General features: G+C 70.1%; 20 protein-coding genes. 10 read left to right on the top strand and 10 right to left on the bottom strand.

The genetic code is table 11. The annotated features are described in order from the left end of the window. Positions 1–134: 134 nt before the first annotated feature. The 3 genes from DL519_RS25710 to DL519_RS25700 all read left to right on the top strand — a co-directional run bounded on the left by DL519_RS25710 (position 135) and on the right by DL519_RS25700 (position 4,288). Positions 135–1,550: an L-fucose/L-arabinose isomerase family protein gene (locus DL519_RS25710; protein WP_190818567.1), complete on the top strand. Its 1,416-nt coding sequence runs from the start codon at positions 135–137 to the stop codon at positions 1,548–1,550. A 222-nt stretch (positions 1,551–1,772) separates the two neighbouring features. Next, complete coding sequence (locus DL519_RS25705) at positions 1,773–3,269, top strand: FGGY-family carbohydrate kinase (RefSeq protein WP_190818565.1); 1,497 nt, start codon at positions 1,773–1,775, stop codon at positions 3,267–3,269. A gap of 80 nt (positions 3,270–3,349) precedes the next feature. After that, complete coding sequence (locus tag DL519_RS25700; protein WP_190818563.1) at positions 3,350–4,288, top strand: alpha/beta hydrolase; 939 nt, start codon at positions 3,350–3,352, stop codon at positions 4,286–4,288. Between the two features lie 18 nt (positions 4,289–4,306). On the opposite strand, the gene DL519_RS25695 is transcribed toward DL519_RS25700, so the two are convergent. Further along, the gene (locus DL519_RS25695) at positions 4,307–5,263 is read right to left on the bottom strand and encodes a DNA recombination protein RmuC (protein ID WP_397545073.1); all 957 of its coding nucleotides are present in this window, start codon (positions 5,261–5,263) and stop codon (positions 4,307–4,309) included. A gap of 335 nt (positions 5,264–5,598) precedes the next feature. Between DL519_RS25695 and DL519_RS25690 the strand changes: the two genes are divergently transcribed. Then, positions 5,599–6,783, top strand: a complete 1,185-nt coding sequence (locus DL519_RS25690; RefSeq protein WP_190818559.1) for an exonuclease SbcCD subunit D — start codon at positions 5,599–5,601, stop codon at positions 6,781–6,783. Then, on the top strand, positions 6,780–9,731 hold the full coding sequence (locus tag DL519_RS25685; RefSeq protein ID WP_190818557.1) for an AAA family ATPase: 2,952 nt from the start codon (positions 6,780–6,782) through the stop codon (positions 9,729–9,731). The genes DL519_RS25690 and DL519_RS25685 overlap by 4 nt, the downstream gene beginning before the upstream one ends. Before the next feature lie 74 nt (positions 9,732–9,805). Here the strand turns inward: DL519_RS25685 and DL519_RS25680 are convergent, their stop codons facing one another. The 4 genes from DL519_RS25680 to DL519_RS25665 all read right to left on the bottom strand — a co-directional run bounded on the left by DL519_RS25680 (position 9,806) and on the right by DL519_RS25665 (position 14,217). Then, positions 9,806–11,287: a DNA-3-methyladenine glycosylase 2 gene (locus DL519_RS25680; protein ID WP_190818556.1), complete on the bottom strand. Its 1,482-nt coding sequence runs from the start codon at positions 11,285–11,287 to the stop codon at positions 9,806–9,808. A gap of 32 nt (positions 11,288–11,319) precedes the next feature. Further along, positions 11,320–11,997 carry a response regulator gene (locus DL519_RS25675; RefSeq protein ID WP_190818554.1) on the bottom strand — a complete coding sequence of 226 codons (678 nt, stop codon included), beginning with the start codon at positions 11,995–11,997 and terminating at the stop codon, positions 11,320–11,322. Positions 11,998–12,083: 86 nt separating this feature from the next. Beyond that, positions 12,084–13,283: a sensor histidine kinase gene (locus tag DL519_RS25670; protein ID WP_190818552.1), complete on the bottom strand. Its 1,200-nt coding sequence runs from the start codon at positions 13,281–13,283 to the stop codon at positions 12,084–12,086. A gap of 7 nt (positions 13,284–13,290) precedes the next feature. Next, positions 13,291–14,217, bottom strand: coding sequence for a hypothetical protein (locus tag DL519_RS25665; protein WP_190818550.1), 927 nt, complete (start codon positions 14,215–14,217; stop codon positions 13,291–13,293). Positions 14,218–14,368: 151 nt separating this feature from the next. Between DL519_RS25665 and DL519_RS25660 the strand changes: the two genes are divergently transcribed. The 3 genes from DL519_RS25660 (at position 14,369) to DL519_RS47200 (ending at position 16,509) form a co-directional block, all read left to right on the top strand. After that, positions 14,369–14,602 carry a hypothetical protein gene (locus DL519_RS25660; RefSeq protein ID WP_190818548.1) on the top strand — a complete coding sequence of 78 codons (234 nt, stop codon included), beginning with the start codon at positions 14,369–14,371 and terminating at the stop codon, positions 14,600–14,602. A gap of 96 nt (positions 14,603–14,698) precedes the next feature. After that, complete coding sequence (gene ychF, locus DL519_RS25655) at positions 14,699–15,778, top strand: redox-regulated ATPase YchF (protein WP_190818547.1); 1,080 nt, start codon at positions 14,699–14,701, stop codon at positions 15,776–15,778. 221 nt (positions 15,779–15,999) lie between these two features. After that, positions 16,000–16,509 (top strand): MerR family DNA-binding transcriptional regulator, encoded by a 510-nt coding sequence (locus DL519_RS47200; RefSeq protein WP_223839547.1) that lies wholly within the window; start codon positions 16,000–16,002, stop codon positions 16,507–16,509. Between the two features lie 119 nt (positions 16,510–16,628). Here the strand turns inward: DL519_RS47200 and DL519_RS25645 are convergent, their stop codons facing one another. Continuing rightward, entirely contained in the window at positions 16,629–17,213 is a 585-nt protein-coding gene (locus DL519_RS25645; RefSeq protein WP_190818545.1) for a TIGR03086 family metal-binding protein, read from the bottom strand. 592 nt (positions 17,214–17,805) lie between these two features. Here DL519_RS25645 and DL519_RS25640 point away from each other — a divergent pair. Together DL519_RS25640 and DL519_RS25635 are read left to right on the top strand one after the other, a co-directional pair. Further along, positions 17,806–18,042 carry a hypothetical protein gene (locus DL519_RS25640; protein ID WP_190818544.1) on the top strand — a complete coding sequence of 79 codons (237 nt, stop codon included), beginning with the start codon at positions 17,806–17,808 and terminating at the stop codon, positions 18,040–18,042. Beyond that, complete coding sequence (locus tag DL519_RS25635) at positions 18,039–19,004, top strand: FAD-dependent oxidoreductase (protein ID WP_190818543.1); 966 nt, start codon at positions 18,039–18,041, stop codon at positions 19,002–19,004. Before DL519_RS25640 ends, DL519_RS25635 begins: the two co-directional genes overlap by 4 nt. A 114-nt stretch (positions 19,005–19,118) precedes the next feature. Here DL519_RS25635 and DL519_RS25630 read toward each other — a convergent pair whose 3' ends face one another. From DL519_RS25630 to DL519_RS25615, 4 genes are all read right to left on the bottom strand, one after another. Then, a complete protein-coding gene (locus tag DL519_RS25630) occupies positions 19,119–19,415 on the bottom strand; it encodes a 4a-hydroxytetrahydrobiopterin dehydratase (RefSeq protein ID WP_029535178.1) in 297 nt (98 codons plus the stop codon). Between the two features lie 52 nt (positions 19,416–19,467). After that, positions 19,468–19,881, bottom strand: a complete 414-nt coding sequence (locus DL519_RS25625) for a GNAT family N-acetyltransferase (protein WP_190818542.1) — start codon at positions 19,879–19,881, stop codon at positions 19,468–19,470. Positions 19,882–20,005: 124 nt separating this feature from the next. Continuing rightward, positions 20,006–21,115, bottom strand: coding sequence for a serine hydrolase domain-containing protein (locus DL519_RS25620; protein WP_190818541.1), 1,110 nt, complete (start codon positions 21,113–21,115; stop codon positions 20,006–20,008). Next, complete coding sequence (locus DL519_RS25615) at positions 21,115–22,884, bottom strand: ABC transporter ATP-binding protein (RefSeq protein WP_190818539.1); 1,770 nt, start codon at positions 22,882–22,884, stop codon at positions 21,115–21,117. The genes DL519_RS25620 and DL519_RS25615 overlap by 1 nt, the downstream gene beginning before the upstream one ends. Positions 22,885–22,969: the final 85 nt, after the last annotated feature.

Here is a 22,969-nt window from a genome sequence, read left to right as displayed (position 1 = left end):
CTGGGTGACGAGCTTTCCCGGTCTGGCGATCCGCAGGGAGTTCACCGGTGGCGCACCGGACGGCGCCACCCACGCGCCCCCACCACCGGTTCCGCAGCAGTCAACACCGCCTGTCAGTGAACTTGGGAGGAACTGTGGCTCGCATCGGTGTCGTCAGCATTTCCGACGGTCGTGACCACGTCCACGCCCGGAACGCGGACTTCATCCAGTCCAAACAGGACTCGCTGGTCCGGTCGCTGCGCGCGGCCGGGCACGACGTGGTGGTCGGTGACGACCTGGTCGCCACCAACGTGCTCGCCACCTCGGTCTCCGGCAAGGTGGCCGCGGCGCACGTGGACGTCACCGTCTTCTACTACTCGGTGTGGGCGTTCCCGCACTTCACCATGCTCGCCGCCGACGCCACCCGCAGCCCGCTGGTGCTGGTGGCCAGCACCGACCCGACCGAACCGGGGCTCGTCGGCATGCTCGCCGCAGGCGGTGCGCTGGACCAGATCGGCCGCCGCCACACGCGGGCCTGGGGTGCCCCGGACGACGCCGAACTGGTCGAGAAGATCGGCGTGCACGCCAAGGCCGCCGCCGCGGTGCAGTCGCTGCACGGTTCGACGTTCGGCCGGTTCGGCGGGCGGCCGATGGGCATGAACACCGCAGTCGCTAACACCGACCAGTGGATGCGCAAGTTCGGCATCGACGTTGAGGAGATCGACCAGTACGAGCTGGTCCTGCGCGCCGAGAAGGCGGACGCCGCCGAGGCCAAGAAAGCGCGCGAGTGGATCGAGCAGCACGCAGCCGGGGTGCACTACGACGGCAAGAAGCTGACGCCGGAGCTGCTGGAGCGGCAGATCCGGTCCTACCTGGCGATTCGGGACATCATCGCGGAGCGCAACCTGGACTTCTCCGGCATCAAGGCGCAGCCGGAGCTGACCGAGAACTTCGCGACGATGGACGTCACCGAGGCGTTCCTGAACGACCCGTACGACTGGAACGGGCCGAAGGAGCCGCACGTCTGCGCCACCGAGGCGGACATGGACGGCGCGCTGACGATGCAGCTGTTCAAGGCGGTGGCCGGCACCCCGGTGCTGTTCGCCGACGTGCGGCACTACCACGGTGACCGGGACATCTGGGACCTGTGCAACTCCGGCCAGCACGCCACCTGGTACGCCGCCCGCAGCGACGACCCGGCGGAGAACCTGGCGAAGGTCAACTTCTACCCGGAGGTGTTCTTCTTCCCGGCCGGGGGCGCGTCGGTGCAGCACATCGCGGCGCCGGGGCAGATGACGCTGGGCCGGTTGACCCGCGAGGACGGCGAGTACCGGCTGCAGCTGATGCTCGGCGAGTTCGAGAGCTACGACGACGCGACCAACCAGAAGCTGATGGACCAGTCCACGCCGGAGTGGCCGCACGCCTTCGCACGGCTGGACGCGCCGGGAGAGCTGTTCCTGTCGAAGTTCGGCGCCAACCACATCCATGCGGTCCCGGGAGACCACCGCGCCGCCCTGCGCGCCGTGGCGGATCAGCTGAACGTCCGCCTCGACGAGTGGACCAGGGGCTGACAGCATCCCGGTCCAGTGCGATTTCAATGGAAGTTGCGGATCTCCGGCGTGTCTGACCACGACACGCCGGAGGCTGTGGATAACTTCCGCAATTTCAATGGAAATCGGACCTTCGATTTCCATTGAAATCGCATACCCGACCGCGTCGGGACACCTCGGGCGTGGTGCGGTCGGTGATCGCTGGTGTTCCGGGTTTTCGAGTTGGTGAGGAGGATCGCGCAGGTGGCCGAGAAGGTGTTGCTCGGGATCGACATCGGCACGGCGAGTTCGAAGGGGGTGCTGGTCAGCACCGACGGGCGGATCATCGCCCGCGCCAGCCGGCCGCACGAGACCTCCTACCCGCATCCTGGCTGGGTGGAGCACGACGCGGAATCGGTGTGGTGGGCGGACTTCCTGGAACTGGCCCGGGAGTTGGTGCCCGCCGCCGAGGGCCGGGAGATCGCCGGGCTCGGTGTCAGCGGCATCGGCCCCGTGCTGCTGCCCGCCGACGGCGATGGCAAACCCCTCCGGCCGGCCATCCTCTACGGCGTGGACACCCGCGCGACCGAGGAGATCGCGGAGCTTACCGAGGAGTTCGGGGCGGACGAGATCCTGCGCCGGGGCGGCTCGGCGCTGTCCAGCCAGGCCGTCGGGCCGAAGATCCGCTGGCTGGCCAAGCACGAGCCGGAGGTCTACCAGCTCACCGAGATGCTGCTGATGTGCAGCTCCTACCTGGTGCACCGGCTGACCGGCCGGTACGTGCTCGACCACCACTCGGCCAGCCAGTGCGATCCGCTCTACGACCTGCAGGCCCGCGACTGGTCGGCGGACTGGGCGCAGCGGGTCGCGTCGGGGCTGCCGCTGCCGGAGCTGGCCTGGCCGACCGAGGTCGTCGGGCGGGTCACTGCGCAGGCGGCGGCCGAAACCGGGCTGCCGGAAGGTCTTCCCGTCACCGCGGGCACCGTGGACGCGTGGGCCGAGGCCACCAGCGTCGGGGTGCGGGAGCCGGGCGACGTGATGTTGATGTACGGCACCACGATGTTCTTCGTCCAGGTGCTGACGGACGTGCAACCGCACCCGGCGCTCTGGGGCACCTGCGGGGCGTTCCCGGACACGTACACGCTGGCCGCCGGGATGGCGACGTCGGGCGCGGTCACCCAGTGGTTGCGCGGCCTCGTCGACGGAGATTTCGCCCAGCTCGTCGAGGAGGCGAGCAAGGTGCCGGCGGGCAGCCGCGGGTTGTTGCTGCTGCCGTACTTCGCGGGCGAGCGGACGCCGATCTTCGACCCGGACGCGCGCGGCGTCGTCGCCGGGCTCACCACCAGCCACGGCCGGGCCGAGCTGTACCGGGCCGCGCTGGAGGGCATCGGTTTCGGGGTCCGCCACAACCTCGCGGCGATGGCCGAGGCGGGCGGCACGGCCCGGCGGCTGGTCGCAGTCGGCGGCGGCACCCAGGGCGGGCTATGGACCCAGATCGTTTCCGACATCACCGGTCAGGAGCAGCAGATCCCGGCCGAGACGGTCGGTGCGGCGTACGGCGACGCGCTGCTCGCGGGCGTCGGCACCGGCACGGCCGTCGAGCCGGACACCTGGAACCCGGTGACGAGGACCGTCCGGCCGAACCCCGAGCACACGGAGCGCTACGACGAGTTCTTCCGGCATTACCGGGACCTCTACGACTCCACGGTGCGGATCGCGCACTTCTTGGCAGGTGAGCAGCGCGCCGCGGACCGCGACTGATCACTGAATGCAGTGCCACTGACCTTGTTAAGCTCAGGCATTCGGGTGAGCCGTAACGAGATCGGGGAGGCGCGGGGCCGATGGCGGTGACTCGGCGTGTCTTAGCGGCCTGTCTCGCCCTGGTGGCGGTGGTCGCGGCCGGGTGCTCGCGCGAATCGGATGCCGACGAAGCGCGACCGTCAGATGTCGCCACCCGCGATCTCGGCGCGGCCAGCGTGCAGCGCGACCTGGTCTACGCGGAGCACGATACCGGCGCGCTGAAGCTCGACCTGTACCTCCCCGAGCAGCGCGAGACGCCGACCCCGCTGATCGTGTACGTGCACGGCGGCGGCTGGGACGCCGGGGTTCGCACGCTGGACGCCGACTCCGGCGCGCCGGAGTCGTTGACCGCCCAGCGCCTCTTGGAACGCGGCTACGCAGTGGCCACAGTGGACTATCGGCTGACCGGTGTGGCGCAGTACCCGGCGCAGGTGGTCGACGTCGCCGACGCCGTGCGCTGGCTGCAGCAGCACGCCGGGCAGTGGCGGTTGGACGCCGACCGGATCGGGCTGTGGGGCGCCTCGGCGGGCGGTCACCTGGTTTCGCAGCTGGGCGCGGTGGCCGGGGATCCGGAGAAGCCGGGCGGTGGGCTGACCGGGATCCGGGCGGTGGTGGATTGGTTCGGGCCGGCCGACATGAGCGCCGAGGCGCAGGTGGCGCACCCGCAGATGCAGGAGTACGCGAGCAGGGTCGTCCGGCAACTGCTCGGGTGCATGCCGGTGGAGTGCCCGGGGAAGGCCGAGTCGGCGAGTCCGATCAAGAACATCTCCGGGGACGAGCCGCCGTTCCTCATCCAGCAGGGCACGGCGGACTCGCTGGTCCCGATCGACCAGAGCCTCGACCTGGCCCGGGCCCTGCGCAGGCTGGGGGTGTCGGCGGAACTGCACCCCTACGAGGGCCTGGACCACGGCTTCGGCAAGGGCCCGCACAACACCCTGATAGTCGACACCGTCGCGGCCTTCGTCGAAACCCACGTCTGAACCACCAGCGGCGGTCCGTCACGCCCCGTTGGGAGTGTGTTCGGGGATCCCGTTGACCAGCCCTTCTTCGTCGTGCCGGATGGCGCCGACGTCGCCCGAGCCCGCGGCCTCGGCCAGCGGCTGCACCGTGCTCCGGAAGGACTCCAGCGCGTCGAGTTCGCGGCGGCGGGCCGAGACGAAGCGCTGCAGGTGCGTGCTGGAGAGGTTCACCGCTTCCACCGCGTTGGACGCGGCGCGCTGGGCGCGGACCGCCTGGGAGCGCACCTGCTCGATGTCCTCGGCGATCGTGCGTTCCGTCGCGGCGAACATCGACGCCGACGCGAGAACGGCGAATCCCGTTGGTCCGCAAAGGAAAACCCGCTTGCCGAGCAGCCAGGTGAGCAGCTGCGGGTCGGTGTCCAGGGCGGCGATCACGGCGGCGTCGGACGGCACGAACATGATCGACCCGTAGATCGCGTCGGCCCACTTCTGGTAGCCCTTGCCCGCGAGCTCGGTGGCGCGGGAGCGGATGTTTCGGACGTGCACCCGCAGCGCGTCGGTGCGTTCCTCCGGGTCGTCGGTCTCCATCGCCTCGGCCCACACGGCGAGGCTCGCCTTGGCGTCCACCGGGACCTGCCGCCCGCCGCCGACGGCCAGCACCATGTCCGGGCGCGCGGAGCCGCCGCCGGCGAGGTCGGTCTGCAGCGTGAAGTGGATGCCTTCGCGCAGCCCCAGCGACCGCGCGGTCTCCACGAGGACCTGCTCGCCGAGCTCGCCGCGACCGGTGATGGAGGCGAACGCCACTTCGTAGCGCCGCAGAGCCGCCTGCTGCTCAGCGGTGCGGGAGCGTTCGGTCTCGACCATGCGCAGCGCTTCGTCGGTTCGACGTGCGCTGTCCGCGTACAGCCGCCAGATCAGCATCAGCGCAGCCGCGAACAGCAGCGTCAGCACGACGACGATGGTGATCAGGACGCCGGTACCCAACACGAGCTCCATCCGGTAGTGGCCGTGGCAGCTCAAATGATGGCCGACGCACCCGACAACATCACGCACAGCCACGCCGCGAACGCGACACCGGATGCCGGATCCGTCCGATCCGCCAGGTTGGACCGCAATTTCCATTGAAATTGGACATTCGATTTCAATGGAAATTGCGGCTAGTTCGGGTGTTTCCGCTGGTCGGGGGTGTGGGTGTGGGTGTGTTGGGTTGTTGCGGCAGTCCAACGCGGTCGCGGGTGACGACCTGCGGAAACGGGTTCCTGGTGGGCGACACGCCGAAGTGGTGCGGGGGGTCCGTGATGCCCGGCGGGGGCGTCGATAGTTTTGGGCCCATGCGAGTGCTGCACACCTCCGACTGGCACGTGGGGCGGATGTTCCACGGCCGGGACCTGCTTGGAGATCAGGAAGCCGTCCTGGGTGGGCTGGCCGACCTGGTCGTCGAGGAGCAGGTCGACGTCGTGGTGATCGCCGGCGATCTCTACGACCGCGCGGTGCCCTCGGGCGAGGCGGTGCAGACCTGCGTGCGGGTGCTCGGCCGGATCCGCGAGGCGGGCGCCCAGCTGGTGGTCACCTCGGGCAACCACGACTCCGCCGCCCGCGTCGGTGCTTTCGCCGAGTTCGCCGCGGCCGGGGGACTACACCTGCGCACCCAGATCGTGCGGCTGCACGAGCCGGTGGTGATCGACGACCGGCACGGCCCGGTCGCCTTTTACGGCATCCCGTACCTCGAACCGGACCCGGCTCGGCACACCCTGCAGGCCAGCGCCGACGCGCCCGGGGCCAGCGCCGAGATCGAATCGCGCGGCCACACCGCAGTGCTCACCGAGGCGATGAACCGGGTGCGCACCGAACTGGCCGAACGTCCACGAGGGACTCGTTCGGTGGTGCTGGCGCACGCCTTCGTCACCGGAGGTGACAGCAGCGATTCGGAGCGCACCATCGCGGTCGGCGGCGTCGAGCAGGTGCCGGGCTCGGTGTTCGACGGCGTCGACTACGTCGCGTTGGGCCACCTGCACGGCCCGCAGCGGCTCGCCGAGCACCTGCGCTATTCCGGCAGCCCGCTGGCGTACTCGTTCTCCGAAGCGGCGCACCGCAAGTCGGTGTGGCTGGTCGAACTGGACGCCGACGGCCTGGCCGGTGTCGAACGGCGCGAGCTGCCGGTGCCCCGGCGGCTCGCGACGGTCCAGGGGCTGCTGGAGGACCTGCTCAACGAGCCGGAGCACGCCGAGCTGGAGGAGTGCTACGTCGCGGCGACCCTCACCGATGAGGTGCGCCCGCTGGAGGCGATTCGGCGGCTGCAGCAGCGCTTCCCGCACGCCGTGCACCTGGAGTGGAAGCCCGCGACCGGTCGCGCGACGGCGCCGCTGCGCTACGCCGAGATCGTGCGCGGCCGCGACGACCACGACCTGGCCGCCCGGTTCGTCGCCGACTGCCGGGGCGCGGAACCCAACGAATCCGAACGCGCGCTGCTCGACGAGGCGCTGCGCGCCGTAGCCTCGGCGGAGGGTGCGAAATGAGGCTGCACAGCCTGGAAGTCACTGCGTTCGGCCCGTACCGCGACTACCAGCGGGTGGACTTCGACCGGCTCGGCGCCGACGGCCTCTTCCTCCTGCACGGCGACACAGGCGCGGGCAAGACGACGCTGCTGGACGCGGTCGCCTTCGCCCTCTACGGCACGGTCCCCGGCGCTCGCGGTGAGGTCAAGCGGCTGCGCTGCGACACGGCCGAGCCCGATACCGTCACCAAGGTCGTGCTGGAGCTGACGGTGCAGGGGCAGCGGCTCCGGCTGGAGCGCAGCCCCGAGTACCAACGGCCGAAGAAGCGCGGCGACGGCTACACCACGCAGCCGGCGAAGGCCTCCCTGACCTGGGTCGATGGCGCTCCCACCGAGCAGCCGCCGGAAGGCCTGACGCGCATCGACGAGGTCGGCCGCACGGTGCAACGCCTGCTGGGCATGACGGTCGACCAGTTCTTCCAGGTCGTGATGCTGCCGCAGGGCGAGTTCGCCAAGTTCCTGCGTTCGGACACCGCGGAACGCGAGAAGCTGCTGGAGAAGCTGTTCGGCACCCAGCGGTTCGGCGAGGTCGAGCGCTGGTTCGTCGACCGCCGCCGCGAGCGCGCCCGGGACGTCGAGGAGCAGACCCAGCAGGTCCGCGAGCTGCTCGCGCGCGTTTCGCAGGTCTCGGGTACGGAGCCGGAGGCCGGCGCGGACGAGCAGAACTGGTTGGAGGACATCGAAAAGCGGTCCGTCCGCGAGATGGAGGGCGCGCAGGCCGAGCACTCCCGCCTGCGGCGCGAGCGGGAGGCCGCCGAGACGAAGCTGACCGAGCGCCGCGAGCTGGCCCAGAAGGTCCGCCGCGTCCGGCAGGCCAACGCGACCCTCGCCGAGATCGGCGAACAGCAGGACCAGCACGACACCTGGCGGGCGGAAAGGGAAGCCGCGCAACGCGCGGTTCCGGTGCTTGCTGCCAGCAGTGCCGCGTTGCGGGCGGAGCAAGAACGCGACAAAGCACGAGCCGAGGTCGTCGCCGCAGCAGCTAGCTGCGAGTTGGACGCCGAAACGCCGCTGACCGGACTTCGTTCGCTCGCAGGTGCCAAGCGGGAGGAAGCAGGCGGCCTCGCGCACCTGATTCCCGAGGCGCGGCAACAGGAAACCGACCGGAAGAAGCTGACGTCACTCGCCGAGCGGATTTCCGCGGACGAGGGCCTGGAAACGGAGCTCGTCGGGCAACAGGCCACGTGGCCAGACCGCATCGGCACCGCGCGGCAGCAGGTCGACGAGGCGAAACACGCCGAGCTACGGTTGGAAACCGTGCAAGCACGCGGCACCGAGGTGGCGGCGCTGCTGCGGACCGCACGGGAACTCCCCGATGCCCAGAAGGAACTCGCGGCGGCGACAGCCCGAGCGCAACAGGCGATCGACGCCCACCAGCAAGCCCGCGACCTGCTGCAAGACCTCCGCGCCCGCAGGCTCGCCGGGATGGCCGCCGAACTCGCGGCCCGGCTCTCGCTCGGCCAGCCGTGCCCGGTCTGCGGCTCGGCGGAACACCCCGAGCCCGGCAAACCGATCGACGACCCGGTGCGCGCCGAGGACGAGGACAAGGCCCAAACCGCCGAGCAGCGCGCGGCAACCCGTCGCGAAAAGGCCGCCGCGGAAGCGCAACGAGCCCAGCAGCACGTCGAGAACCTGGCGGAACGACTGGGCGAACACACCGAGACGGACCTCGCCGCCGATCTCGCCGAACTCAGGGCCGAACGCGATGCGCTGCAGAACACCGCAGCACAGCTGCCGCAACGCACCAAGCAGCTCGCCGAGCTCGAGGAATCCACCGAGCGCCTAGGTGAGCAGCTGTCCGAGGTTCGCACCCGAATCGCGGCGACCCGCAGCGAACACGCCACCCTCGTGACCACAGTGGACGAACGCGAGGCGAGGCTCCGAGACGGACGGGCCGACTTCCCGGGCATCGCCGATCGCCGGAAGCACCTGCTCGACATCGCAACTCGCCTCGAACAACTCGCCGCCGCCCGGACCACCCGGGACGACGCCGAAAAGCGCCTCGCCAAACACGAAACCGCCCTGGCCGAAGCCGCCACCACGGCAGGCTTCGACGACGTGGGCGCTTCGCTCGCCGCCGAGCGAAGCGAGGAACGGCTCACGCAGCTCACCGAGGCGCTTGCCGAGGTCGAAGAACGCGCCGCGGGCGCGCGCGCAGCGCTGGCCAGCGCGGAGCTGTTCGGCGTCGACGCCGACGCCGAGGTCGGCCTCGAAGAGGCCACCGAGGCGGCAGTCGTCGCGCGCGAAGCGGCGGAGCGCACAGCTGCGCTGGCGCATCGCGCCGAGCAGCGGCAGCGCGACATCGCGCAGCTCGCGGAGCGGCTGCGCGCAGCGTGGGCGACGCTTGGGCCGGCGTTGGCGGAGCACGCCGAACTGGAGGCGTTGGCGGACGTGGTCAACGGGCGCGGGCAGAACGCGCGGAAGATGTCGTTGCGCGCGTACGTGTTGGCCGCCCGGTTGGAGGAGGTCGCGATCGCGGCCACTCGGCGACTGCAGCGGATGAGCGGCGGGCGGTACTCGTTCGTGCATTCCGACGCGGCCGGGGCGCGGGGCACGCGCGGTGGCCTCGGGTTGGACGTGCTCGACGACTACTCCGGCAAGGTTCGCCCCGCCAAGACGCTCTCCGGCGGCGAGTCGTTCCTTGCTTCGCTTTCGCTGGCTCTCGGACTGGCCGATGTCGTGGCCGCCGAGACCGGCGGCGCGCTGCTGGACACGCTGTTCATCGACGAGGGCTTCGGCACGCTCGACGCCGACACCCTTGACCTCGTGATGGACACCCTCGACGACCTGCGCGCTGGCGGCCGGGTCGTCGGCCTCGTCTCCCATGTCGAGGAGATGCGCCAACGGATCTCGGTCCGCCTCCGAGTCCGCAAGTCCCGCGACGGTTCCACCCTCGAAATCCGAACCTGACGATCCGCAGTGGATGTTCGCTCGCGGTGGATCGCTTCAGCGCGTCACGTGGAGATCGTTGTGACGCGGCAGGATCACGAGGCGAGTTGCAGTTGCGGCGTGCCGCTGGCGGCTGCTTCCCACAGGAGCACCCCGGCGTAGGAGCGCCACGGGCTCCAGCGCCGCGCGTGCGCCTGGATCTTGGCCGGGTCTTCGGACAGCCCGAGCATCCCGGCGCCGCGCCGCAACGCGAGATCACCGGTCAGCAGCACGTCCGGCGCACCCAGCACCCGCATGGCGACGTAACTCGACGTCCACGGGCCGATGCCGCTGATGCTCTCCAGATCCTGCCGCAGTTCGGCTTCGTCCCTCCCGGTGTGCAGCGCCAGGCGTTCGCCGGCGACGGCCTCCGTAACCGCGCGCACGGTTTCCACCCGCCGACGCGGCCCCGGCAGGGCCTCCAGCGCCCGCTCCGCAAGCACTTCCGGGGTCGGGAAGAGCGTGGTCACCGCACCGTCTGGGTGAGCCAGCGGTTCGCCCAGCGCGGTGACGAGCCGTTCGGTCGTCTTGCGGGCTGCCGCCACCGAGATCTGCTGGCCGATCACGGCGCGGATCAGGATCTCCGCGCCATCGACGCTGCCCGGCACCCGCACCCCGGGCGTTTGCGCGACCGCCGACCGCAGCGCCAGGTCCGCGCCGAGCGCCTCGCTGATCGCGACCGGATCGGCATCGAGGTCGAGCAGGCGGCGCAGCCGCGACACCGCGCTACCGAGATCGCGCAGGTCGGTGAGCCGCAGCGTGCAGGCGACGTACTTCTCGTGCGGGCGGAGCGTGGCGATCCCGGTGCCGTACGGCAGGCGCAGGGCGCGCGTGTAGTGGTCAGATCCGGCGTCTTCGAGCCCGGCCAGCGCCCGCTCGCCGAGGAACCGCAGTACACCGGTCACATCGCAGGGAGCACGGAACGGCAGGCGGAGCTGGACGGCCCCGGCGCTGCCGCCGGGAACCTTGGCGCTGCGCTGCGCGCGGCTGCGCATCGCCGTCGGGGTCACCCCGAAGACCTCGCGCAGCGTGTCGTTGAACTGGCGCAGGCTGGAGAACCCGGCCGCGAACGCGACGTCGCCGAACGGGATCGCGGTCGTTTCGATCAGGGTCCGCGCCGAGTGCGCCCGGTGCGCCCGCGCCAGCCCGAGCGGCCCGGCGCCGAGTTCCGCGGTGAGCACCCTGGTCAGGTGGCGTTCCGAGTAGCCGAGCTGGTCGGCCAGCCCGCGCACCCCGCAGCGGTCCACGACCCCGTCGGCGATCAGCCGCATGGCGCGGCCGGCGAGATCGGCGCGCAGGTCCCACTCCGGCGATCCCGGCACGGCGTCCGGCAGGCACCGGCGGCACGCGCGGAACCCGGCGGCCTGCGCCGCGGCGGCGGTCGGGAAGAACAGGCTGTTGTCCGGCTTGGGCGTGCGCGCCGGGCACGACGGGCGGCAGTAGATACCAGTGGTGCGCACGGCGTGGATGAAGCATCCGTCGAAACGCGCGTCGCGCGAGGCGACGGCCCGGAGCGCTTCATCGGTTCCCACCAACATGCCCCGATGGTGCCAGCACCCGGAGGCACCTACTAGCGGGAATCGGACACGTTGATGAAACCCGATTCGTAGGCGAACACGACGGCCTGCGTGCGGTCCCGGGCCTGGAGCTTGGCCAGCACGTTGCCGACGTGGGTCTTGACGGTCTGCACGCCGATGAACAGCTCGGCGGCGATCTCGCTGTTGGACATCCCGCGCGCCACCAGGCGGAGGACGCCGGCTTCCCGCTCGGTGAGTTCGACCTGCGGGCGGCTCGCGCGGTGCGGCGCGGCCAACCGGCGGATCGCGGTCGGGAACAGCAGCGATTCGCCGCGCGCCGCAATCCTGATGGCCTGGGCGAGTTCCTCCGGTCGGCAGCGCTTCAGCAGGAAGCCGGTGGCGCCGGCGTGCAGCGCGCCGTAGACGTGGTCGTCGTGTTCGAAGGTGGTGATCACGACGATGCGCGGCGGCTGGGGCACCGAATCCAGGATCGCGGTGGTCGCCTGGATGCCGTCCACGCCGGGCATCCGGACGTCCATCAGCACGACATCCGGCCGAAGCCGCCGCACCAGGGGGAGGACCTCGGCGCCGTCGCCGGCCTCCCCGACGACGGTCAGGTCGGGTTCGGCATCGATGAGGGCGCGCAGCCCGGAACGGATCAGCGGCTCGTCGTCGACGACCAGGACGCTCGTGGCTTCGCTCACCCCGCCGAGCCTATTGCGCCCGCACATGCCGAGGCGCGAGAGTCGACGTTTCCGCTGGTCAGGTGCCGTGAGTGGTTTGCGGTGCTATAGCCCCCGAAAGTACTCACGGGTGGTTACCAGGGGAGATGCACCTGCAGCTGCCAGTTGCCGCCCCGGGCGGCGCCTTCGGCGTGGCCTTCCAGGGCTCGTGCGCGGCGCTTGATGCCGTCCAGACCCAATCCCCGGCGGGGAGCCGGCGCCGAGCCCAGGGGGTTGGTCATCTCCAGGTCCAACGCGCGCGGGCTGATGTTGATCCGCACCGCTACCGTCACCCGGCCCGCGTGGCGCAGCGCATTGGTCAGCCCCTCGCGCACCACGCGGTATCCCTCGCGGCTCACCTGGGGCGGGACCGAACCCGGGTTGCCCTGGAGGTCGAGCCGCACCTCGAGTCCGGCCAGCTCGGTGGAGCGGATCAGGTCGTCGAGATCGGCCAGGGACGATTCGTCCAAAGTGGAGGAACGCAGAGCGCCCAGTGCGTTGTCCAGGTCGGCCAGGGCGGCCCGGGTCGAATCCGCGATCGCGGCGAGCGCCTCCCGCGCGAATGCGGGGTCGCTGTCCAGTACTCGGTTCGCTGCACTTGCTTGCAGTGCAACGACATTCAGCACATGACCGACCGAGTCGTGCAGTTCGGAGGCGATCCGGTTCCGCTCGGACAGCTCCTCGACCTGCTGCCGCAACCGCTCGTGCTCGGACGGTCCCAGCAGCGTCGGGGCGACCCGCGCCAACAACGCGCCAACAACCGCGACCAGGTGGAAACCCGCGACGATCAAGCCCAGGCCGACCAGCGGCGCCCACCACTGCCCGATGCCGAAAGCCCGGTACAGCGCGATTCCGGCCAGCTCGGGCGGCAACGCCAGCAGTGGATTGGCGAACAGCAGCAGGATGAATGGCGGCACGATCAGCGTCAGCAGGCCGATGCCGGAGCCGAGCGCGAGGTGCACGACGAGCCAGCAGACGGTCCGCCACCGATCCGGCCAGGTATCGGCGTCGCCGGATTCCGGCAGTCCGAGCAGGGATTTCGCCGCAGCGCCCGACAGCGACCGGGTCGCCGGCAGCAACCCGGTGGCCAACACGGCGAGCACGACGAACGCGCCTTGAACGAGGCCGACCGCGACAGGCGGCAGGCCGAGCCTGAAGCCGAGGCCCAGCAATGGCCCAAGCACCAGCCCGGCTACCGCGAGGTACGGCACCGCCAGCACGGCCCCGAGGATCAGGTGCACCCACCGCCGGTAAGTGGCGCGCGCGGTGAACGGTCTGATCAGGCGGGACGGCATGGCCACATCATCCCTGCGGGACCGGCACGCGATCGCAGGTTCCGCACGGCTTGCGGCGCGTCGCCCGCTGGTACAGGTAGACCGACGGCCCGAACACCAGCGCCCAGCACATCCAGCTCACGTAGAACAGCGCCCCGGGCCAGTAGTGCATCCCGGCGATCGTGCTCGACGGCGTGCCGGATACCAGGTCGGAGACCACCGTGGCGGCGCCGGCCGGGCCCATGGTGAACAGCAGCGCGGTGCCGAACCAGCCGCCGAAGAGCAGCAGCCCGCGTGGCGTCGGACGGCCCGCCAGACCGGGAACCCAGCGCGGCCAGATCCGCCCCCACCGGTGGACGAGGGCCAGCGACAGCACGATTCCGATCAGCGCGGCGGGCACGACCAGCCAACCGCTGGTGAAGCCGTCCCGCGCCGGATCGGGGTAGTCCAGCCCGATGGTGCCGCCCAGCGCCCAGTTGGTCTTGATCACGGGATAAGGCAGCGCGAACAGGCCACCGAGATATCCGAGCCAGCGAGGCGGTGGCGCGGCCGGCCCGCCGCAGAGTTCGCAGGCCCCGGTGATCTCCCGGGCCCGCAGGACCGACGCCCGGACTAGCAGGATCGCGCTCATCAACGCGAAGGAGCGGGTGATGAACATCGGCCAGTCCGGGGGAAAGCCCATCAGGCCGAACACCCGCAACAGGTCGAACAGGATGCCGCCTGCGGCCAAGAACAGCAGCAATACGGCCGCGCCGTTGATCGCGACGAGCATGCGGCGAGCTCGCAACGACGACATCAGCAGCGCGGCGCCGAGCACGCCGGTCGCTGCGGCCAGGGGTGTCGTCCACCCCGGGAGCTCGAAGAGGACGACCCCGCGCGGCAGGACGTGTCGCGATTCGAAGGCGAGGAAGGTGAGGGCCGACGCGATCAGCGCCACCCGACTCAGCTTGAGCATGGGAACTCCTGGTGGTTCGGCTGAACTCACCGGAAATGCTCGGGATCTCGCTGCCCGCGGACCTCCCGCTGCGGCGGGGACCGCATCCCTCCCGCGGGGGAATTCGATCGAGGTGGGTGCATTTTGTGCGTTTCATACCTATCGTCGCGGCATGACCCGATCGAAGATCAGTACCAGGCGCGGCTTCCGGATCCTCGGCGCCGCGTCCGGCGCGGCGTTCGCCCTGGTGGTCGCGGCGGGGTGCAACGACCCGGCACCCGCTCCGGAGCAGCAGCAGGAGCAGCAGGACGACGACCAGCAGGGCGGTGACCTGGAGGGCGTTGAGCTGGAGGGCGGTGACCAGCAGGGCGGTGACCTAGAGGGCGGTGACCAGCAGGACGGCTGACGTCGCGGGGCGCGGGTGCGCATCCGGCTGCGCACCCGCGCACCCCCGCGCGACCGGCCCCGATGCCTCGGGGGGCCAGCACCTAGACTTCGGGGTGTGAGTCTCACCCTCGGAATCGTCGGGCTGCCCAACGTCGGCAAGTCCACCCTGTTCAACGCACTGACCAGCAACGACGCTCTCGCGGCGAACTATCCGTTCGCCACCATCGAGCCGAACGTGGGCGTGGTGCCGCTGCCGGACGAGCGGCTGGACAAGCTCACCGAGGTCTTCGGCTCGGCGAAGACGGTGCCCGCCACGGTGTCGTTCGTCGACATTGCGGGCCTGGTCAAGGGCGCCTCCGAGGGGCAGGGACTGGGTAACAAGTTCCTCGCCAACATCCGCGAGGCGGACGCGATCTGCCAGGTCATCCGGGTCTTCGACGACCCCGACGTGGTGCACGTCGACGGCCGGGTGGATCCGTCCAGCGACATCGAGACGATCAACACCGAGCTGATCCTGGCCGACCTGCAGACGCTGGAGAAGGCGCTGCCGCGGCTGGAGAAGGAAGCGCGCACCCACAAGGACAAGCGCCCGGCGCTGGAGATCGCGCAGCAGGCCAAGGAGATCCTCGACTCCGGCAAGACCCTGTTTGCAGCGGGCCTCGGCAAGGACACCCCGGACCTGCGCGAACTCAACCTGCTCACCACCAAGCCGTTCCTCTACGTATTCAACGCCGACGAGGGCGTGCTGGCCGACGAGGCGAAGCAGAAGGAGCTGCGCGACCTGGTCGCGCCCGGCGACGCGGTGTTCCTGGACGCCAAGGTCGAGGCGGAGCTCAAGGAGCTGGACGAGGAGTCCCAGCGCGAGCTGCTGGAGTCGATCGGCCAGGCGGAGCCGGGCCTGAACGCGCTGGCCCGAGCGGGCTTCCACACGCTGGGCCTGCAGACCTACTTGACGGCCGGGCCGAAGGAGGCGCGGGCCTGGACGATCCGCCAGGGCTGGACGGCGCCGCAGGCGGCCGGGGTGATCCACACCGACTTCGAACGCGGCTTCATCAAGGCGGAAATCGTCTCCTTCGACGACCTGATCGCGGCCGGCTCGATGGCGGAGGCCAAGGCGGCGGGCAAGGTCCGGATGGAAGGCAAGGACTACATCATGGCCGACGGCGACGTCGTGGAGTTCAGGTTCAACGTCTGATCAGCGGCGTTCCTGCTGGTAATTGACTCACTGTAGGCCGGCGATCGTCAGTCGTTCGTCAGCCGGTCGTTTGTTCATCATCGGCGGCGGGCGAACGCCGACCCACGAAGCCACGAAAGGCCGGGCTTGGGTCTCCTGCGTAGCAGTCCCAAGCAGGGTATTACCTGCGTATTGAGGCAAGCAAGGCAGCGGTAACCGTTCAGGGCATTGACGATGACCCCGTGACCGATGACGGCTCGCCGCTGATCTCGAGTACCGAGCTGGCCAAGAAGCTGGGCCTGGCGCGGCGGACGATCTCGCACTACGCCAAGGAAGGCTTGATTACGCCCGCCCTGGTGACGCCCGGCGGTCAATACCGGTGGCGTTACGACGACGTCCTTGCCGAGATGCGTGCCCTCGCCGGAGAAGCGTCGCCACGAGCGCGACTAGCGGCCCGTCCAGGCCCTAGCCCACGTGTGTTTAAACTTTCTCTACTTCATCAAGGGCGGCCCCTGCGGGGCCGCCCGCCTGCTGTATGCGAGCCCAGACGAGGCCGCCGACCTTCCTGTATGCGAGCCCGGTCAAGCCGTGGTTGGCCGGCCGGGCGTGCGGCTCGCTGCGCTCACCGGTCCCGGCCGGCCAACCACGGCGACCGGGCGCGAGCGGAACGGTCGGCGGCCTCGTCCTGGCGCGAGCGGAAGGCAGGCGGCCCCGCAGGGACCGCGGTGATGGAGCCGAGAAGCACGTGGTAGATCGAGCACCAGGAGCAGGATGTGAACCGCGGGCTCGGGGCCGCGCCCGGATTCCGGACGGCAGCACTGGTCGATCACCATGTGTTGTCTGGGGAGTTCGGCTGGTCGCAGCAGTCTGCTCAGGCCTGACCGTTGACCGAGCGCCCGAGGTGGGCCATGAGCCGGGCGGTGGGCGTCGAGTCCGCGGGCGCGGATTGGGCTGGCCCGAACCCGCCCGGCCGCCGCAGCATGTCCTCCGGTACTGACTCCACCAGCCTGCGGCAGAACGCCAGCATGTCCCCGGGCAACTCGACCAGCCGACCCTGGCAGCGGTGCACGTCCCAGCTGTGCAGGGCCAGGTCTGAAACGGGGTAGGTCAGCGCCCGGTGCAGCGGGACCTCGCCCTCCGGCGACGCCCGCGGCGCGCCCAGGTCGGCGGGCAGGGCGTCCCGCAACCGCGCGGCCAGCTCGTGAAGCCGTGCGGCCGGGGCGTCGCATACCCAGTCTGCCGGCTCGGAGGGACCACCCCAGACCTCCCCGTCCTCGACGAGCGTCACGATCTTCGCCGCGCTCCCGGTGGCGTGCCCCACCAGGTCACGCACGCTCCAGCCCTCGAGGTTGGACGGCTGGTCCCAGCTCTCCGGCGGAGTCTGCTCCACCGCCTTGATGAGCAGGTCCATCGCCTCGGTGGCCATCGTGCCGATCGGTGCGGTCGCGTCGTTCATGACCACACCGTAAGCCCGACCCCTGACATCCCGTCAGCAGCGGAACCGGCATGCCCCCGCGTCGCCCAGCCCTGACACCACAACCCAGGTAGGGCCGCACTCATTACTCACGTGGGCCAAACGCATTCGCCGAGAACAGGTGACGCTGCTTCACGTCGACGCCGTCTCGCTGCAACCGTCCGCGCATGCCACGTGAAACGCGCTCTCTTGCTGCCGAGCGTGTGAGGTGGGAGCAGGGGAGAGGTTGCCAACTTATTGCCAACAATTACCCGCAAACGTCGGCAAACGGCGGCAGGCAACAAGAAATCCGCTTCCTGCATTCGTGCAGGTAACCAAAGATGTTGGCAGACAATGACAAGCGTCGATCATCATGGAAACCAGATCAGAAGGTTCCGTGGTCGAGGACGGTCCGCCGCCTCCCCAACATCAGGGCGACGAGCTCGACCGCCGTTCGTCAGTCGTTCGTCAGGACAGCAAAAAACGGCGCGAAACACCGGGAAGTTAAGAACAACGTCTCAGCAGGTCACGGGCTATTGCGGCTCTATCCGCGCTGATCAGAACGTCGCTGGTAATCGTTCAGGTTCAACGTCCGATGGGCACGACGGTCGCCGTCCGGGCTGCCGCGCGGTATCCGGAGCGCGTCACCTCGCTGATGATCACCGCCGGGTTCGCCCGCGCAGACCGGCACTTCCGGCTCACCCTGGACCTCTGGCAGCACCTGCTCGACGGCCCGGACCGGGAGGCGCTCGCGCGGTTCGTGCTGCTGAACTGCTTCGGGCCGGTCGCGCTGAACTCCATCGCCGGTTCACTGCTAGCGTGTCGAAGATGACCGCATCCGCAGCCCCGGTGCTGGTGATCGGCGCGGGCGTGCAAGGCCTCACCACCGGGGTCGTCCTCGCCGAAGCAGGCCAACGCGTGCGCATCCGGACCGCCGATCGGCCGCAGGACACGACTTCCGCGGTCGCGGGCGCGATGTGGGGTCCGGCGATGCTGCGACCCGCCGAACGAGTGTTGTACTGGGTGACCCGCTCGCACGCCGAGTTCACCGCGCTGGCCCGCGACGAGAACTCAGGGGTGCACCTCGCCGCCGGGCGGATGGCGGCCCGGTTCGACCTCGGCGATGCGGTCCCGTCCGAGGCCAAGCTGATCCCCGACCTGCGTCCCTGCACGCCGGAGGAACTGCCGGAAGGGTTCGTCAGCGGCTACCACGCGACCGTGCCGCTGATCGACATGCCGCGCTACCTCGACTACCTTGTCGCCAGGTTCCAGGCCGCTGGCGGCGAACTGCAGCTCAGCCCGGTGCCGTCGCTGGCCGACGCGGTCGCCGAATCCCCGACGGTGGTCAACTGCACCGGCGTCGGAGCGCGGGAGCTGGTCGGCGACCCCGGCGTCCACCCAGTGCGCGGCCAGCACGTCGTGGTGCGCAACCCGGGGATCGACGAGTACTTCATCGAGCTGTCCGACTCCGGCGAGTTCGCCGCGTACATGCCGCACGGCGACCGGGTGGTGCTCGGCGGCGTGGCGGTCGAGCACGACTGGAACATGGTGCCGCGCCGCGAGGTCAGCGAAGGCATCCGGCTTCGCTGCGCCGAGGTGGAACCGCGGCTGGCCGACGCCGAAGTGCTCGCGGAACTGGTCGGGCTGAGGCCCGGCCGGGAGGCCGTGCGGGTGGAGGTCGAGGAGTACGAAGGCGGGCGCATCATCCACAACTACGGGCACGGTGGCTGCGGCGTGGCGCTGTCCTGGGGTTGCGCCTTCGAAGCCGTGGACCTCGTCGAAGGGATCGCCTGAACCCTGGGTTTCGCCTGGTCAGCCCCGTGAGCGCTTTCGGGTGTTATGGCACCCAAAAACACTCACGGGCAATGACCTGCGGAAACATTCATCCAGGTGAGGGCAGTCTGCCGGTCACTGTTGGAATTGCTCTACGACGTTGTCGATCTCTTGCGCTAGCGAGGTGTCGTTGGCCGTGATGCCGCCCTTGGAATGGGTGGTGCAGTAGAACGTCACGGTGCGCCAGCGGATGTCGATGTCCGGGTGGTGGTTCTCGTTCTCGGCGATCTCGGCGATCCGGGTCACCGCCTGGATGGCTTGCGGGAAGCCGCCGAATTCGACGGTGCGGGTCAGCTTGACGCCGTCCTGGCGCCACTCCGGCAGGTGCTGGAGCGCGTCGGAGACCTGGGTGTCGGTGAGCAGTTCGGTCATACCAACATGGTGGAGGTTCGGCGCGCCGATCTCCACCCGGCGAGCACCCCGATCACGAGAGGCGGCTGGGGCGTTCCAGGTAGGTGTGGTCGGGGTTGACGAAGCCGTACGCGCGGTAGAGGTCGTGCGCGTCGTCGGTGTGCAGCATCCAGCGGAAGTCCCGGCCAGGGCCGTCCTCGATCATGCCCTGGACCAGCGCCTTGCCGATGCCGTGGCCGCGCGCCTCCGCGGCGACGAACACGTCGGCCAGGTACGCCGTGCCCACCCCGTCGGAGAACGCCCGGGCGAAGCCGACCAGCCGACCGTCCGGCTTCCGGTAGGCGCCGACCACCCGCCAAGCGAGGTCGATCTGCCGTTTGAAGTCCTCCCGCTTGCGCCACTGACCCCAATACGCCTGCGTGGAAAGGAATTCCCACACGACGTCGCGATCGATCCGAGACCGCGAGTCGTCCACTTCGAAGCCCATGCACCGAGCCTAACGGCCCACGCGACCGGAATTTCGCCGGCGAAACCGCGCAGCAGGAATGGGGTACGCAGAGCTGAGGTTCCGCTACCCGCACCGCCACGCAAAACGCTCCTGGGAGCAGGATCTACAGGCAGGTGTGGAGGGCCGTGAGGAGGCGGTGGGAGCGGTTGTCGAAGCCTTCGGTTCGCATCAGGCACGGGCTGAAGGCGAACGCCACGCCCAGGCGGGGCCAGCAGCCGAACAGCGAACCACCCGCTCCGCTGTGGCCGAAACCGGTGGCCTCCGGGCCGTACGTCTCGATCGAATCCTGCAGCTCGTAGCCCAGGCCGAACGACAGCGGCCGGCCCGTGCCGGGGTCGGTGCCCCGGCTCTCCTCCCGGCGAATCCGGTCGATCGTCCGGCCGCTGACGAGCTTCCCCGTCACCAGCGCCGAATACACCGCCGCCATGCCGAGAGAGGACGCCATTGCGCCGCCGCCAGGGGTGACGCTGGTCCACCACGCCGGGGTGTTCCACGGCGCATCCTCGCCCAGCAGCGTGGGCGGGTTGCCGTAGACCTTGTCGCGGTAGGCCAGGGCTTCCGGGGTGTTCAACCGGTTTGCCACCTGGTAGTCGGCCGCGCGCCAGCGCCGCCCGGTGCGGGGCCATTCGGACTCCGGGAGTCCCAGCCAGAAGTCGGCCGGAACCCGTTCGGTGATCTCGGCGCGCAGGTACTCGCCGACCTCCCGCCCGTCGACCCGGCGGATCAGCTCCGCCGCCAGCCAGCCGAAGGTCAACGCGTGGTACGCGGTGGTCATCCCGACCGGCCACAGTGGAGGCTGCGCGGCCAGCTGCTCGGCCATCGCCCGGTTGTCCATCGATTCCTCGCGGGTGACCGGTTTCGCCGGGTACGGCAACCCGGCCGAATGCGAGAGCAGCTGGCGGACCAGGACGCCCTGCTTGCCCGCTGCGCCGAACTCCGGCCAGTACCGCACCACCGGCGCTTCCGGGTCGATCGCACCGCTGTCGACCAGCAAGGCGACGCCCGTGGCGACGATGCCCTTGGTGCCGGAGAAGATCGGCATCAGCGTGTCGGTCGTCATCGGTTCGGCACCCTCGGGGTCGCGGTGCCCCGCCTGCAGGTCGACGACCAGCTCACCATCGCGGAAGGCGGTGAACGCCGCTCCTGCCGCATCGGCCGCGACGACCTCGGCGAACTCCTCGGCGACCCGCTCGAAACCCGCTGCGACCGGCATCAGTCCTTCGCCTCCAGGTGGAAGTTGGGCGCATCGTTGCGCAACGACCGGGTGTATTCGTGCTGCGGCGCGGCGAACAGCTCCTCGGCCGGCGCCTGCTCGACGATCCGCCCGCCCTGCAGGATCGCGACCCGCTGCGCGATGTTGCGCACCAGCGCGATGTTGTGGGTGACGAACACCAGCGCCAGCCCCATCTTCTCCCGCAGGTCCTGGAGCAGGTCGACGATCGCCGACTGCACCGAGACGTCCAGCGCGGAGGTGATCTCGTCGCAGATCAGCACCTCGGGCCGGGTGACCAGGGCACGCGCGATCGCCACGCGCTGCCGCTCGCCGCCGCTGAGCTGGTCCGGGTAGCGCTCGGCGATGTCCGGCCGGAGCGCGGCGAGCCGCAGCGCCTCGGTCACCCGCTCCGACGTGCTCTTGCCGCCGGAATCCCCGCCGAGCACCGAGATCGGCTGGGCCACCAGGTCGCGAACCCGGCGGCGCGGGTTCAGCGACTCGTACGGGTTCTGGAACACGTACTGCACCTGCCGCCGCTGTTCGCGGCTCCGCTTGGTGCTGCTGACCGCCAGCTCGGTGCCGTGCAGCAGCACCGACCCCTCGTGGTCCGGGTGCAGACCGGCCAGGCAGCGCGACAGTGTGGTCTTGCCGCTGCCGGACTCGCCCAGCAGCGCGAGGCAGGAACCGGGCGACACCGACAGCGAAACGTCCTGCAGCACAGGGAAGTCGGTGTACCAGGCGCGGACGTTGCGGACCTCAAGCACCGGTTCGGCGGCGGGGGGAACGGAATCCGCCGCCCGTGCCTCGGCCACGAGGCGGCCGGAACGCGGATGCAGGCAGCGGATCTCGTGGCCGGAAGCGACCTCGCGCACCGGTGGGACTTCGGTGCGGCATTCGTCAGTCGCGGCGGCGCAGCGCGGCGCGAACGCGCAGCCGCCCGGGCGATTCAGCGGCGACGGGGCCTGACCGTCGATGGCCTGCATCGCCCGCTCGCCGTCCAGGTCCGGCACCGCGAGCACCAGGCCCGCGGTGTAGTGGTGGCGCGGCTCGTTCAGGACCTCGGCGGTCGGTCCGGTCTCCACGATGCGGCCGGAGTACAGCACCGCGATGCGGTCCGCCAACTCGGCGACCACCGCCACGTCGTGCGAGATGTACACGCCCGCCGTGCCGTGCCGCTCGCACATCTCGCGGATCGTGGTCAGCACCCGCTTCTGGGTGGTGACGTCCAGGCCGGTGGTCGGTTCGTCCAGCACCACGACCTCCGGGCGGCCGACGAACGCCATCGCGATCGCGATGCGCTGCTGCTGGCCACCGGAGAGCTGGTGCGGGTAGCGGCGCAAGAACTCGTCGTCGTCGGGCAGCGCGACCTCGGTCAGCACCTGCTTGATCCGGTCCCGCGCCGCCTTGCCGGAAACGTCGTGCACGCCCTCTGCGAGCTGCGTGTACAGCCGCAACGCCGGGTTCAGCGCCGAGCCCGGCGACTGCGGGATGTACGCGACCCGGCGGCCCCGCAGCGCCGCGGCCTGCTTCGGCGGCAGCCCGGTCAGGTCGGTGTCGCCGACGCGGATCCGGCCGTCGGCGATTCGGGTGCCGCGCTTGCAGTAGCGCAGCATCGCCAGGCCGAGCGTGGTCTTGCCGGAGCCGGATTCTCCGATCAGGCCGAGGATCTCGCCCGGAGCCAAGGCGAACGACACGTCGGCGACGATGGCGGCTACCGAGGGTACCCCCCGGATCTCCAGTCCAGCGGCGTCCAAAGCAGCGGCAGTCATCGGCACCCCCATCGGGTCATCGGCAGGTCGTGGACCGGGATCTCCCGCAATTTCAATGGAAATCGGAGATTCGATTTCCATTGAA

The sequence above is a fragment of the Saccharopolyspora pogona genome (assembly GCF_014697215.1).
Classification (GTDB): Bacteria; Actinomycetota; Actinomycetes; order Mycobacteriales; family Pseudonocardiaceae; genus Saccharopolyspora; species Saccharopolyspora hattusasensis.
The sequence above is the reverse complement of the archived record's forward strand: the minus strand, read 5'-3'. Positions and strand labels throughout refer to the sequence as shown.